General features: G+C 38.3%; 11 protein-coding genes. 2 read left to right on the top strand and 9 right to left on the bottom strand.

Translation table 11 applies throughout. The features are described 5' to 3' along the window. Window positions 1–2: 2 nt before the first annotated feature. The 6 genes from IEX94_RS04630 to IEX94_RS04605 form a co-directional block, all read right to left on the bottom strand. Window positions 3–1,037: a Gfo/Idh/MocA family protein gene (locus IEX94_RS04630; protein WP_188856330.1), complete on the bottom strand. Its 1,035-nt coding sequence runs from the start codon at window positions 1,035–1,037 to the stop codon at window positions 3–5. A gap of 5 nt (window positions 1,038–1,042) precedes the next feature. Next, window positions 1,043–2,074: a Gfo/Idh/MocA family protein gene (locus IEX94_RS04625; protein WP_188856227.1), complete on the bottom strand. Its 1,032-nt coding sequence runs from the start codon at window positions 2,072–2,074 to the stop codon at window positions 1,043–1,045. Window positions 2,075–2,161: 87 nt separating this feature from the next. Beyond that, window positions 2,162–3,187 carry a LacI family DNA-binding transcriptional regulator gene (locus IEX94_RS04620; protein ID WP_188856226.1) on the bottom strand — a complete coding sequence of 342 codons (1,026 nt, stop codon included), beginning with the start codon at window positions 3,185–3,187 and terminating at the stop codon, window positions 2,162–2,164. Between the two features lie 152 nt (window positions 3,188–3,339). Further along, complete coding sequence (locus IEX94_RS04615) at window positions 3,340–4,179, bottom strand: sugar ABC transporter permease (protein WP_156857142.1); 840 nt, start codon at window positions 4,177–4,179, stop codon at window positions 3,340–3,342. Continuing rightward, window positions 4,179–5,426: a carbohydrate ABC transporter permease gene (locus tag IEX94_RS04610; RefSeq protein ID WP_156857171.1), complete on the bottom strand. Its 1,248-nt coding sequence runs from the start codon at window positions 5,424–5,426 to the stop codon at window positions 4,179–4,181. The genes IEX94_RS04615 and IEX94_RS04610 overlap by 1 nt, the downstream gene beginning before the upstream one ends. Before the next feature lie 173 nt (window positions 5,427–5,599). Further along, window positions 5,600–6,886 carry a sugar ABC transporter substrate-binding protein gene (locus IEX94_RS04605; protein ID WP_188856225.1) on the bottom strand — a complete coding sequence of 429 codons (1,287 nt, stop codon included), beginning with the start codon at window positions 6,884–6,886 and terminating at the stop codon, window positions 5,600–5,602. 369 nt (window positions 6,887–7,255) lie between these two features. On the opposite strand from IEX94_RS04605, the gene IEX94_RS04600 reads away from it, so the two are divergent. Both IEX94_RS04600 and IEX94_RS04595 read left to right on the top strand, forming a co-directional pair. Continuing rightward, on the top strand, window positions 7,256–9,376 hold the full coding sequence (locus tag IEX94_RS04600; RefSeq protein WP_188856224.1) for an alpha-amylase family glycosyl hydrolase: 2,121 nt from the start codon (window positions 7,256–7,258) through the stop codon (window positions 9,374–9,376). A gap of 139 nt (window positions 9,377–9,515) precedes the next feature. Continuing rightward, on the top strand, window positions 9,516–11,312 hold the full coding sequence (locus tag IEX94_RS04595) for an alpha-glycosidase (protein WP_188856223.1): 1,797 nt from the start codon (window positions 9,516–9,518) through the stop codon (window positions 11,310–11,312). A 183-nt stretch (window positions 11,313–11,495) separates the two neighbouring features. Here the strand turns inward: IEX94_RS04595 and pcp are convergent, their stop codons facing one another. The 3 genes from pcp to IEX94_RS04580 are packed head-to-tail and all read right to left on the bottom strand — an operon-like array spanning window position 11,496 to window position 13,799. Continuing rightward, complete coding sequence (gene pcp / locus IEX94_RS04590; RefSeq protein ID WP_188856222.1) at window positions 11,496–12,143, bottom strand: pyroglutamyl-peptidase I; 648 nt, start codon at window positions 12,141–12,143, stop codon at window positions 11,496–11,498. Window positions 12,144–12,186: 43 nt separating this feature from the next. Further along, a complete protein-coding gene (locus IEX94_RS04585) occupies window positions 12,187–13,110 on the bottom strand; it encodes a DUF979 domain-containing protein (protein WP_188856221.1) in 924 nt (307 codons plus the stop codon). 5 nt (window positions 13,111–13,115) lie between these two features. Continuing rightward, the gene (locus IEX94_RS04580) at window positions 13,116–13,799 is read right to left on the bottom strand and encodes a DUF969 domain-containing protein (RefSeq protein WP_188856220.1); all 684 of its coding nucleotides are present in this window, start codon (window positions 13,797–13,799) and stop codon (window positions 13,116–13,118) included. Between the last annotated feature and the right edge of the window lie 576 nt (window positions 13,800–14,375).

Here is a 14,375-nt window from a genome sequence, read left to right as displayed (position 1 = left end):
AGTTAATTTAATGTTATACTTGATTTGCTTTCACTACTTTTGTAAATCGCTTCAATTATTTTGGTAACCGTTCTCGCTTGCTCAGGTTTGTTCACTAATTCAGCTTCCCCAAGACAGCTTTCAATAAAGTTTTTAGCCTGAAGATATCCTGCTTTTGCTTGATCATCTTCCACTTTTGCTGTGGTTGTTAGGTATGCTCCAGTTTTTGACTGGTAGAATTCAAATGGGAATACATTCAATCCCCCATCCGAACCGGATATGCTTACATTTGTCGTATCTTCTTTTATATTTGCTGCCCAAGAGCATTCAAATAACATAGAGGCACCATTCTCAAATCGGATATAGGAAGATACATGATCATCCACATCAAAAGATTCATGATCAAAACTGCCCCAGTCGTTGAGCTGATTTGGCGTTTTGCTTAATCTGTTATACGTTGTTCCTGTTACTTCTACTGCGTTGGGTTCATCTAATAGCCAAAGTGCTGCATCCAAAAAATGGCAACCCCAATCTATCAGACTTCCTCCGCCTTGTAATTGTTTATTCGTAAACACACCCCAGCCTGGAACTTTCCGGCACCTCAATGCCTGGACCCTTGCTACAAGCGGGTCCCCGACTTCTTTCATCGTTTGTTTGGCCAGCTGAACAGAGTCCATGAACCGATAATGATACGCAATGCTTAAACATTTATTCGCTTTCTTTGCTGCTTCAATCATTAAATCGCACTCTTTGGCCGTGATGGCCATGGGTTTTTCACATAAAACATGGACTCCCGCTTCTAATGCCGCGATAGAGATTTCTGCATGGAATTTATTCGGTGTGCAAATTGTCACCGCATCAACGGCGGCAAAAAGTTCTTCATAATTGGAAAACACGTAAGGGATATTAAATTTTTTCGCTACTTCTTTTGCTTTTGTAATTTTAAGATCTTGTATTGCGGTAATTTCTACTTTGTCTGATAATGCCTGGTAGGCTGGGATATGGCGATCTTGCGCTATCCCACCTAGTCCGATGATTCCCATTTTCAATTTCCGCATCAATTTCACTTCTCCAAGCTGATAATTCGTTTCGTTTCCACTGATTCCAAAGCACCTAGAATCACTTGCAATGATTTCTTGCCTTCCTCGCCATCAATCAATGGATTTGTATCATGAAGAATGGATTCGACGAAATGATCGATTGTATGTGAGGTTGTTTGACCACCATCTTCATTCGATTGAATGCCATCCAACTCATACTTCACTACCTCCCCATTATTGTATTGCACAATAAGGGAATATTCGGGGTCATCCTCAAGCCTTAACGTTGCATTTTCCCCATAAAGAATCGTTGAATTATCTTCTTTTGCGGTATATGCCCAGCTTGCTGCCAGTGTACCGACGATGCCGCTTGTTGTTTTTAAAATTAACGTTGCATTATCATCGACATCGATATTTTCTTTCGCATTCGTTTCGACAAAAGCTCCTACCTCTACGAATTCCTCACCTAACAGATAACGCAGTAAATCCGCTTTATGTACACCAAGGTCACCCATTGCTCCGATAAAGGCCTGATCCTTTTTGAAGAACCAACTGTCCGCTCCGTCTGCACTCCAGCCTTCTGGACCACCATGTCCAAAACTCGTACGGAAACTATAAATTTTTCCAACTTCACCTTGTTCGATTAATTTCCTTGCTTTTTGATGAGAAGAAACGAAGCGCTGATTATGGCCGATCATGAGTTTCTTATTATTTCTCTCGGCTGCTTCAATCATCTGTTCAGCTTCTTCACGGGAAGTTGCCATCGGTTTTTCACATAAGACATGAGCGCCTGCATTTAGGGCAGCGATACTTACTGTTGCATGTAAATAGTTAGGGAGACAGACGCTCACTGCATCGATATTTTCTGATTCCAGCAATGCTTCATAACTTGTATATGCTTTAGCATGATATTTTTCAGCAGTTTCTTTTACTCTTGCTTCATTAATGTCACACACTGCGACAATCTCCACATGTGGGTTATTGTTGTATTCGATTAAGTGGCGGTGTTTTGCAATACTTCCACAGCCAATGACAGCAACACGAATTTTTGTCATAGGACGATTCCTCCTTCGTTTATTTCTCGGCTATTTCTCTGGTGAATCCGCTTTTCCATGCGCAGGGGTTTAGTCAATCTTCCATATTCACTCAGACTTATATTCACTTACGGATTCACGGTAAATTACGTTGTGCGGAATGATGATCCGTTTTGCCGGTTCCTTTTTATTAACTGTCTTTTCTATTAACGCTTTAGCTGATTGTGCGCCTAATTCATAGATTTGTATATCAATTGTTGTTAACGCAGGACGCGTAATTTCTGATAAATATACATTATTGAAGCTTACTAACGAAATATCCTTTGGAACATGCAATCCTGAATCTTCAAGCATGCTTAAAACACCTAAGCTAATTAAATCATCACTAATTACAATCGCTGTCGGAGGGGTCTCGAGCGCTAATAAACTCTCTACAGCTTCCCGCCCTCCTGATTTCAGAAATTCGGTATGAATCTGATACGCTTCTTTATTTTCTAGCCCAGCTTCATCCAGTGCTGCTTTATAGCCTTCCTCACGGTCAACTGTTACGAATAAATCCCTCGCCCCACCAATAAATGCGATTTTTTTATGCCCTTGTTCAATAAGATGTTCGGTAATTTCTTTTCCTGCTGAAAAGTTATCATTATCGACATGGGTTGTTTCGCTGATGTTCTCATAGGGTTTTCCAACGATGACAAATGGAAATTCTCTTTCCCTCAGGAACTGCGTAACAGGATCATTCATTCGGGAATAAAGTAAGATCATGCCGTCAACATAACTGCCATAAACCATACGTTCAACTTCCGCAAGTATTTCTTCCTCTGTTTGTCCGCTGGAAAGCATCATCGTATATTGTTCCTTATGTGTAACAGATCCAATTCCCCGCAATACTTCTGGGAAAAATGGGTTTTGCAATGCTTTGTCAGCAGATGACGGCAAGATAACACCGATTGCCTTTGTTGATTTGGCAACTAAGTTTCGTGCATGGATATTCGGATGATAACCTAGCTTTTTCATTGCTTTTCGTACTTTTTTCTTTGTATCTGGACTAATTCTCGGATTATCGGCAATTACCCTAGAAACAGTAGAGGGTGATACACCTGTTGCCTTTGCTATGTCTTTTATTGTTACCATTTTCCATTTCACCCTCCTGTTTATTTATCATTCAACTTTTGCAGTCTGAAATAGCAAGCTGTCCTCTGGTATAATTAATGAAATCAATAATTCATCATAGAATGGACAGGATTCCAAGACTTTAAGAATTTTTAGTGTTTCTATTAAGAAGTTTAACCTTTCGTTCCCCCAGCTGCCAGTCCTGATATCAGATATCGCTGCAAGAATAAATATACTGCTGCAATAGGTACTGCCACTAAGACAGATCCTGCGGCAAACCTAGTAAAGTTATTTGAAAATTGATCATTAATAAAGTTGTATAGACCAACCGCTAATGTATAATTTTCCTCACTTGAAAGTACAATTGAGGGTAGCAAAAAATCAAATAAAGGAGTCATAAAGTTGAATAAAGCTACTACTGCAAGAATGGGTTTTGCGAGTGGTAGCATTACACTCCAAAACACCCTTAGATGTCCTGCTCCGTCTATTCTTGCTGCCTCATCTAATTCGCGAGGTATTGTATCAAAATATCCTTTAACAAGCCATGCATTAAACGGAATTTGACCACCAAGATATATTAAAATCAAACCAGACAGGGTGTCTAATAAACCTAGCATATTCAAAAAGATATACAAAGCAACCATCGCCATCATAACTGGAAACATTTGCAAGAGTAAGAAGATATATAAACCATTTTTCCTTCCAACAAATTTATATCGAGAAAATGCATAAGCAACTAATGAAGTTAGAACTACACTTCCTATTGCATTTGCAATAGAAACAATTAATGAATTTTTGTACCATACTAAATAATCACTGTCTGGACTAAATAGCCATTTATAATGATCTAATGAGAAATTTTCTGGTATTAAACTGGATGAATATAGACTAGTACTTTGGTTGAAAGACATACCAACTGTCCATACTAAAGGATAAAATATAATAATTGCTACAACTGCAATTATTATATAAATGAAGGCTAACTCCATTCTGGACTTTTGCTTTCTATTCATTAGATTTCACCCTCTTCTTTAAATGATCTTGTCTTTCTGAATTGATAAAATGCAAATCCTGAAACAATTAACCCCATTATAATTGAGATTACTGCAGCCATAGAGTAATTATTTGTATCAAAAGTTAGCTTATATACCCAGGAAATTAATATATCCGTTCCTCCAGCATTCTGCCCTCGAATAGGTGGGCCACCTTCATTAAATAAATAAATGACATTGAAATTATTAAAGTTTGAAGCATATTGCATAATTAATAATGGTGCAGTAGCAAACATCACGTGGGGAAATGTTATGTTTCTAAACTTTTGAAAACGCGAGGCACCATCCATGTCAGCTGCTTCGTACCAATCTTTGGAAATACTCTGTAATATCCCAGTAATTAAAGCAAAAATAAACGGAAATCCAAGCCACGTTTGAATCATGACAATAGCTATTCTAGTATATAAAGGATCGCTCAACCAAGATACGCCATTTCCACCTAATAACGGAATAATAATATCCCTGTTTATAGCTCCAAAATCATCATTAAACATCGCTGAGAACACTAGTATAGTTACAAACGCTGGTACTGCCCAAGGTAGAATTAAAATGGTACGAATCAATTTTTTAAATTTAACTCGTGGATCATTTACAAGAACAGCCAAAAAGAAACCAAGTGCAATTTGTAATGTAGTTGCAACAACTGTCCATACAATAGTCCACGAAAACACACTTATAAATGTATCTTGCCAGATTGGTACTGTGACCAAGTTTTTAAAATTATCAAATCCTACCCAATCGACTAGATTACGAGGTGGTGAATTATATAAATCATAATTCGTAAAAGCCAAAAGCACAGAAAATAATAAAGGGAAGATAACAACAAAAATCATAAGTAGTAAACCGGGAAACGTCATTATATAAGGAAATGCACGGTCATAAAATTCTTTAAATGATGCTCTCAACTTTAATGGCTTCCAACCATCTCGTAATTTTTCAGCTTGTTTTTTTGCATCGATAACATTAAATACATAAAGAGTGATCACAATAACGGTTACAATCAATGACAATACACCTAAAACTAACAATCTGATAGAATGGTCCGTACCGGGAATAGTTCCTAATGTACGTAGACCCCATAAACCATAGTTAATAGATTCTAAAAATGCAACAAGGAAAGCTAATTCCATGATAATAAAGATTGTTCCTTTTAGATATCGCCTATTGTATAATTGACCGAACCCTGCAAAAACAATCGATAATATCATTGCCACTTTCGGACTATGTTTCTTCCATTTGTCATTCTTCCTTACTTTCTTTTGTTCTATATTTTCATCTGGATTTTTCTTTGCTGGAGTAGACAAAACGGTTTGCCTCCTTTTTTCTATTAAACATTAAAAGTAATAATGGGAAGAATAACCTTCCCATTATTATTTTGCTTTTATTGACCTCCACCACTTGCATTTATATTTGTTTGAATTTGCTCAGCTGCTTCGTCAAGAACTGCTTGCGCTTCTTCACCCTCAGCAAGGAATTGTAAAGCATTGTTCATTGGTTCCCAAACTTGAGACATTTGAGGTGTACTTGGCATTGGTACGCCATATTCAATTTGTTCTGCAAACGCAGCATAAATTGGGTCATCAATACTTTCTAATGCTGCCGTATTTGGAGGGAGCTCTCCTGCCACATCAAAGTAATATTCCAAATTCTCCTCATTTGTCATAAACAAAGCTAAATCTTTAGCCCAATCTTTATTTTCAGAGTAATAAGATACCATCCAAGCCTTTACTCCAACTAAAGTGGAACTTGGTTCACCATTAATTGCAGGAAATGGAGCAAATCCAAGACTATCACCAATTGCTTCTTTATAACCTGGTATACTCCACGGTCCGTTAATAACTGCGCCTACTTTTCCTTCTGAGAATAATCCATCAATTACATCAATTGTTGTTGATGAAGGAATCAATCCTTTCCCAAAGAATGATTGGAATAGCTCTCCACCTTCTATAGCGCCCTTATTATTTAAACCAATATCGGAAGTATCATACTCCCCTATATCTCCACCAAAAATATAACCACCATAATTTTTGAAGAACGGATAAGCAAAGTATAAATCATCTGGTTTCATTAAGAATCCATATTTGTCCTCAGCTGCATTCGTATTCTCTTCTAAGATCGTCTTCAAGTCTTCTATCGTTTCAGGAGCTTCTGGCACAATATCAGTATTGTAAAATAACCCATATGTTTCAAATACTGCCGGGATTCCGTATATATCAGTTTCACCATCAAAGTTGTACGTTACTGCTTCCACTGCAGCATCAGCATAGGGACTTAGTTCATCATCTGTCAGATTAATCGGGTCTGCAAGACCTTGAGCCACAATATTCCCTATTTGGTCATGCGGTTGATAGAATAAATCTGGGCCATTTCCTTCTGGGCCAGCTAATGACAATTCTTGTAATTGATCCAGCATACTTTTCGCTTCCACATTAACTTTAATTCCTTCTTGCTCTTCATAATCGGCAGCTATTTTCCGAACAGCTTCTAGTTGTTCTTCTTGATCATTTGCCCAGACTGTTAACTCCTCTGGTTTTTCCGCCTGTTCTCCATTATCTTCACCTTCACTTCCACTGTTCACTTCTTCCTCCCGGTCTGGTGCACAGGCTGCCAAAAAAACAAATAGGGACAAAAACATAACGAACGATAATAACAAGTATCTTTTCTTCATCTCAATTCCTCTCCCCTTTTAAATTAATTTAGCTAGCAACGAAACATATGCCTAAATCAGATTAGTACAATAGCTTTGCGCAAACGTTTGCTCTAGCTTTGATATCATTCTATAACGAGCTATTTAATTTGGCAAGCGTTTTCATAAACTTTTCAAAAATGATAAAAGCAATACTAAATACCCATTGATAAGTCCCTTTATTTATGATATTAATTGAGTAACATCCATGAAAATACTTAAATATAAAATTTGAGGGCAATGATTTGTTATCACAGACAACCCCGGCTTTTATTCAATTAAAAGCCGGGGTTAATTATATTGCTAGGAAGGAGAGTGTAGTTAAAAAATCTCATACTATTAAGGAGTGATATGGTGAATAAAAGAAGACTTTTAATGAAATCGATTGCATTAAGTTTATTTTTATTTTTCACTTTTTCTTTTTCAACGGCTGCGCAGTCTGATGTTTCAAACAAGGTTGATTATTCTAGAGATGTTATCTATCAAATAGTAACTGATAGATTTTACGACGGAGATTCAACAAATAATCCATCTGGCAATATTTATAGTTCAGACTGCAGTAATCTTCACAAATATTGTGGAGGAGACTGGCAAGGGATTATCGATAAAATAGACGATGGTTACCTAACTGGATTAGGAATAACTGCACTTTGGATCTCACAACCTGTTGAAAACGTTTATGCACTTCATCCCAGTGGGTATACATCTTATCATGGGTATTGGGCTAGAGATTATAAGAAAACGAATCCTTATTATGGAGATTTCAATGATTTTGACCGTTTAATCGAAACGGCACATGCAAATAATATAAAAGTCATTGTAGATTTCACGCCTAATCATTCTTCCCCTGCTTTAGAGACTGATCCTTCTTATGCAGAAAATGGCGCCATATACGATAACGGAACATTATTGGGAAGCTATTCAAATGATCCATTAAATATATTTCATCATAATGGCGGGACAGACTTTTCCTCCTATGAAGACAGTATCTATAGAAACTTATACGATTTGGCAGATTATAACTTGCATAATGATACAATGGATCAATATTTAAAAGATTCTATTAAGCTATGGTTAGATAAAGGCATAGATGGAATCAGAGTTGATGCTGTTAAACATATGCCAGAGGGTTGGCAAACTTCTTTAATGAGTGAGATATATGCTTATGAACCCGTTTTTACATTTGGTGAGTGGTTTTTAGGATCGGGTGAGATTGATCCACAAAATCATCATTTTGCAAATGAGAGCGGCATGAGTCTTCTGGATTTTCAATTCGGACAATCAATCCGTGATGTATTGAAAGACGGGAGTTCTGACTGGTACGATTTCCATGAAATGATTGACAGCTCTGCTGTAGATTATAATGAAGTTATCGATCAAGTAACTTTTATAGACAATCATGACATGAGCAGGTTTTCAGAAGAAGCATCCTCGAATAGACATACAGATATCGCCCTTGCTGTATTACTTACCTCTCGAGGTGTTCCGACTATATATTATGGAACTGAACAGTATTTAACTGGAGATAGCGATCCTGATAACAGAAAACCGCTGACTAATTTTGATACATCAACAAACGCCTATCAAATTACTAGTCAACTTACATCGCTGAGACAATCCAACCCTGCACTTGGATACGGAGATACCAATGAACGTTGGATAAACTCTGATGTTTATATTTATGAAAGAAAATTTGGAAATAATGTTGTTGTTACCGCTGTAAATCGTGGACATGAAAGTTATAATATTACCAATTTGAATACCTCTTTACCAGAGGGAGGGTATAATGATGAACTGAACACTCTATTAGACGGTGCTAATATAACCGTAAGTTCAAATAGTTCAGTTGATTCGTTTAATCTCAGCCCAAGAGCCGTATCGGTTTGGCAGTACACTGAGTCTTCTACTACACCACTTATAGGACATGTCGGTCCGATGGTAGGTAAAGCTGGAAATACGGTTACGATAAATGGGGAGGGATTTGGTACTGAAGAGGGAACAGTTCAATTAGGTTCATCTACTGTAGAGATTCAATCTTGGTCTGACACAGAGATAGAAATTCTTCTTCCAAACATCAATCCTGGTAAACATGATATAACCGTAAACACAGCAAATAATAATAGTAGTAATTCATATAATGATTTCGAATTACTAACTGGTAAACAAATAACGATGCGTTTTGTGGTAAATAACGCATTTACTACTCTTGGTTCGAACGTTTATATTGTTGGTAATGTAAGTGAACTAGGAAATTGGAATCCTGATGAAGCAATAGGGCCAATGTTTAATCAGGTTGTATATGAGTATCCTAGTTGGTATTATGATATAAGTGTTCCTGCCAATGAAAGCATAGAGTTTAAATTCATTAAAAAAGACGCTGTAGGAAACGTGGAGTGGGAGTCCGGTATTAACCATTCTGTTACAACTCCTCACGATGGGACTGATACAGTAATTGTAGACTGGCAACAATAAATTTTGTTGACAACCTAATCCGCTTACATTACATTAAATGGAGAACAACTTAAGGGCAATGCTTTGTACAAATGACAACAACCCCGATTTCCAACACTATGGAAATCGGGGTTTTTATTTCAGAAAGGAGAAAAATTAAATGCTAAAAGAAGCAATCTACCACCGTCCAAAGAATAACTTCGCATACGCTTATGACAAAGACACATTACATATCGTACTGCAAACGAAAAAGAATGATATGGAGTCTGTTGCACTTCTGTTTGGAGACCCGTATGACTGGAAAGATGAGGTATGGCAGACGCAAACGGTTGAAATGATCAAGTCGGGATCGACCGCCTTACATGATTATTGGTTTATCGCGGTAAAACCTGAGTTCTACCGGATGCGCTATGGATTTCGCTGCACGGATTCTAGTGAAACATGCTATTACACGGAGAGTGGTATTTATTCTGATCCTCCAGCAGAAATCTCCAATTACTTCTGCTTCCCGTACTTGAATCAAATCGATGTCTTCCAGGCACCAGACTGGGTTAAGGACACTGTTTGGTATCAAATTTTCCCGGAACGATTTGGAAACGGCGACCCATCATTAAATCCAGAGGGAACTTTACCATGGGGGTCAGCTGCACCGACTGCAACAAACTTCTTTGGCGGTGATTTCCAAGGTGTTATTGATTCCCTGGATTATCTTGTTGATTTAGGAATTAATGGCATCTATTTCACACCGATTTTTAAAGCGTATTCCAATCATAAATATGACACGATTGATTACATGGAAATTGATCCGCAATTTGGGGATAAGGAAACGTTCCGCCGCCTTGTTCGTGAATGTCACCAGCGGGGAATTCGTGTCATGCTTGATGCGGTATTTAATCATAGCGGCTATTATTTCCCACCATTTCAAGATGTACTGGATAAACAAGAGAAATCAGCTTATACGGAGTGGTTCCATCTTCGAGAATTCCCTGTAAAACCAGAGCCAGTACCAAACTATCATGCGTTTGGCTTTGTTGGATCCATGCCGAAGCTCAATACGGAAAATCCGGAAGTGAAAGCCTATTTATTGAAAGTTGCCCGCTACTGGATTGAAGAATTTGATATTGACGGGTGGCGTTTAGATGTCGCGAATGAGGTGGATCACCATTTTTGGAGAGATTTCAGAAGTGTAGTAAAAGCAGTGAAACCGGACGCTTATATATTAGGAGAAATTTGGCATGATTCAATGCCTTGGCTTGGCGGCGATCAATTCGATGCTGTCATGAATTATCCGTTTACAAATAGTGCAATCAATTTCCTTGCAAAAAATGAGCGCTCTCCTGAAGACTTCGCGAATTCCATTACCAATGTATTGCATATGTATCCGGCGAATGTAAATGAAGTTGCCTTTAATTTGCTTGATAGTCACGACACACCGCGGATTTTGACATTAGCAGATGGCGAGATAGATCGTGTGAAACTTCTATATCTCTTTCAACTCTCTTTCATTGGTACACCTTGTATCTATTATGGGGATGAAATTGGGATGGAAGGCGGTCAAGATCCGGGTTGCCGCGCATGTATGATATGGGACGAAACGAAGCAGAATCGAGAGCTGTTTACGTATGTTAAAAATCTGATTGCAATGCGAAAAACAATTCCTGCTTTTGGGAATGATGGTACATTCCAAATCGTTATGTACGATAATGAAGCAAATACATTGGTTTATCAAAAGAAAGCAGATAACCGGCGTATCCTTTTTGTTATAAATAATAGCACGGAGGAACAGACGTTAGGTTTACCAGATTTTCCCGAAAAATATCGTAGCGAACTAGTTGTTGGAACTCGTATAGATACAGTCTATTCTCGGGAGCCTGTTCAACTGACAGCGTTGGATAAGATAAAAGTCTCTCCATTAGGATTTCGCATTTTTGAGTATAGGAATGAAGAGATGGTTTAAAGCAAGAATGTTACGATACTAGATGATTCAATTACCTAAGGACAGTTCTTGTTAAAATAAACCACAAGAACTGTCCTGACATCAAATTTTATCCGTCCATTTATGCTATGTGTTACTTTTTTCTATAGTAAAAAACCACAGGGAGGATAACATCCCTGTGGTTTCCTTAATCGTTATAGATGATTAGTGCGTCGCCCCACCAACCACTTTCACATCTTCTTTTCCATCAAATTCAACAATTGCTTCGATTGCAGCTGTGATCCCTTTTACTAAATCATCCAGGCTCATCGATGCTGTCTCCGGGCGATCAATCACTTGATCCGTTAAGAACGGGATATGCATGAAACCAGCCTTCGCATTTGGAAATTCTGTATGCGTCAAATAAAGTGTTTGGTACATGATGTGGTTACAAACGAAAGTACCTGCCGTATTGGAAATAGATGCTGGAACACCTGCATTCTTCATCGCATCGACCATCGCTTTTATCGGCAATTGGGAGAAATAAGCACTTTCTCCGTCTGGCTGAATCGGCGTATCAATTGGCTGATTCCCTTCATTATCAGGAATGCGTGCATCATCTTGGTTGATTGCTACACGCTCAGGTGTTAACCCGAAACGGCCTCCTGCCTGGCCAATGTTTAGTATATAATCCGGCTCCTCTTTCTTCATTGCGTCTTTTACAACTTCAGCACTTTTAAAGAAAACAGTCGGGATTTCCAATTTGATGATTGTAGCCCCTTTGATTTCATCAGGCAGTCTTTTCACTGCTTCAATCGCAGGGTTCGTCGTATCTCCACCGAATGGATCAAAACCTGTAACTAAAATTTTCATTTCTTTCATCTCCTATATCTCATGTTGTGTGTGTTAATGAATACTAAAATGCCCAGAAATACATTAACCCGATATGGATAACGATCATTGTAACAGCAACTGGTGCTTGAGCTTTTATGACGCCAAATTGATCCTTCATTTGCAGGAGTGCAACCGGGAGAGCATTGAAGTTCCCAGCCATCGGTGTTAAGAGCGTCCCGCAGAATCCGGCAGTCATGGCGAGCGCACTGGCAATAACAGGGTCACCGCCCGCGGCCATGACAAACGGAACTCCAATTCCTGCTGTAATAACCGTGAATGCCGCAAATGCATTACCCATAATCATCGAAAAGATAACCATCCCCATGACGTATGCAATAACACCTGCTAACTGGCTGCCCTCGGGAACAATACCACCAATTATATCAGCAATAACGTCTCCAACACCAGAGATCGTAAAAATGACTCCAAGGGCTGCAAGTAATTGCGGCAGCATACCTGTTGTACCGACTTGCTGTACCATCCGATCACTTTCAATAAGAATCTCTCTATTTTTAGGTTTAATAATAACAACAGCAACGATCGTCGCAATGACAGATGAAATACCGATTACCGATGCACTAGATTCAGGTATTATTGTAGCAACCACTAATGCAATTAATGCTAGTAAAATGACCGGGATAAAAATTTTGTTATTCAAACGGTCGGATTCAGCATCAGCTTTCTTCGGATCCGGATTATAGACGTCTCCCATATTTACTTGTTTGAACAGTGTCAACACACCAAGAATGACTACTAAAATACCACTTATCATAGAAGGGATGTATTCACCTACAGCGAATAGAACCCCGATAATCAACCAGAATAAACCACTGCCTAAGCGGGTAGGGTTTGTTTCATCCATAAATACGCGAACTGCTGTATAAACTAATTGAATTCCGATAAGAATAAAGAAAAATTCTAATAAATTAGCGAAAAATGTTTCCATAACCTCTACCCCCTATTCCTTTTAGATTGATTGTTTTTAAGTTTTTTATCAAATCGCTGGTTATCTATAATCCCAACGATAATCATGATAATTGCAATAGGAATAGAGGCTTTTGCAATTTCAATAGCTGGTGCATGATAGCCTAGTGACTCTAGTGAACCAGAGATTAATAGGACACCACCCGCTGCAACGAACGTATTTTGACCAAAGAAATTACCGTAGTTTTCCATAGCTGCGGATCGAGCTTTAATTTGTTCTTTTTCTTTCTCATCTAATTCACCAACAGTAGTTTTTGCAGCAGCCTCCGCCATTGGTTGAACTAATGGACGAACAAATTGCGGATGTCCACCTAGACGGATCGAGAACAATCCCGCCAATTCGCGGATAAATAAATAAACGCTTAAGAATTTCCCTGCTGTTAAACTTTTCACCTTTTGAATGATTTTTACTGCTTGTTCTTTTAACCCATGCGATTCAGCTAGTCCAATCAATGGCAGCGTAAGTAAGAATAAGGTAACAATGCGGTTATCCACGAATGCTTGCCCTAAACTGGACAAAAATTCCGGGAAAGATAAACCAGAAACAAGTGCAGTTGCAAGAGCTGCGATGATTACAATTGCTATCGTGTCAAATTTCAGTAAAAAGCCGACTACGATAACGACAATACCAATTAACTTTATCCATTCCAAACGATCACTTCCCTCTTAGATGTAAAAATCTTGCTGATTAAAGAATCAAAAAAATGCTTATAATGCTTATTATCATAGCTTATTGAAGTTTATTGCTCAAGTGGGGAAAAATGGCAAACAAAGCCATCGTTTTGAGCGTTTGGTTGAAATGATGGGAATGTAAACGGTAAACAAATAGATAAAAATATTTTAGAAAAAGTTACTGGAAATGTTAACTGTCGATGAGAAATGGAGAAAACAAGAATATCGCGTCCTAAGCAAGTACGTACCGTTCCTTATACGGCGGTTCAACTATATGAAGCAAGAATTCGTAACGTTCCCTGGAGACTTTTAAGCCCTTGAAGACTTCAATGGAAGTTGCCAAGGGCTTTATTGTAAGGAAATATTATCGTATGGGGGGACAGTTATTGTGTGTTAATGTGGCGAAGTTCTTTCTCGTGTTGAATAACTTTACTTGCGGCAAATTCAGCTGTTTCCTGCGTTTCGTGAAGTTCAATCCGAATTCCACCTACTTTTTGGTTTAGGCTATCGAACTTTTGATCAATTTTATCAAAGCGTTTATCCACTTCTTGGAAA

The organism is Oceanobacillus indicireducens (assembly GCF_014647195.1).
Lineage (GTDB): Bacteria > Bacillota > Bacilli > Bacillales > Amphibacillaceae > Oceanobacillus > Oceanobacillus indicireducens.
This window is presented reverse-complemented; position numbering and strand designations above follow the sequence as displayed.

Excerpts from the sequence above, each read along its gene's own strand:
- IEX94_RS04630 (WP_188856330.1), bottom strand. The coding sequence starts at position 1,037 with ATGCGGAAATTGAAAATGGGAATCATCGGACTAGGTGGGATAGCGCAA.
- IEX94_RS04625 (WP_188856227.1), bottom strand. The coding sequence starts at position 2,074 with ATGACAAAAATTCGTGTTGCTGTCATTGGCTGTGGAAGTATTGCAAAA.
- pcp (WP_188856222.1), bottom strand. The coding sequence starts at position 12,143 with ATGAAAATTTTAGTTACAGGTTTTGATCCATTCGGTGGAGATACGACG.
- IEX94_RS04605 (WP_188856225.1), bottom strand. The coding sequence starts at position 6,886 with ATGAAGAAAAGATACTTGTTATTATCGTTCGTTATGTTTTTGTCCCTA.
- IEX94_RS04600 (WP_188856224.1), top strand. The coding sequence starts at position 7,256 with ATGGTGAATAAAAGAAGACTTTTAATGAAATCGATTGCATTAAGTTTA.
- IEX94_RS04610 (WP_156857171.1), bottom strand. The coding sequence starts at position 5,426 with ATGATATTATCGATTGTTTTTGCAGGGTTCGGTCAATTATACAATAGG.
- IEX94_RS04615 (WP_156857142.1), bottom strand. The coding sequence starts at position 4,179 with ATGAATAGAAAGCAAAAGTCCAGAATGGAGTTAGCCTTCATTTATATA.
- IEX94_RS04620 (WP_188856226.1), bottom strand. The coding sequence starts at position 3,187 with ATGGTAACAATAAAAGACATAGCAAAGGCAACAGGTGTATCACCCTCT.
- IEX94_RS04585 (WP_188856221.1), bottom strand. The coding sequence starts at position 13,110 with ATGGAAACATTTTTCGCTAATTTATTAGAATTTTTCTTTATTCTTATC.
- IEX94_RS04595 (WP_188856223.1), top strand. The coding sequence starts at position 9,516 with ATGCTAAAAGAAGCAATCTACCACCGTCCAAAGAATAACTTCGCATAC.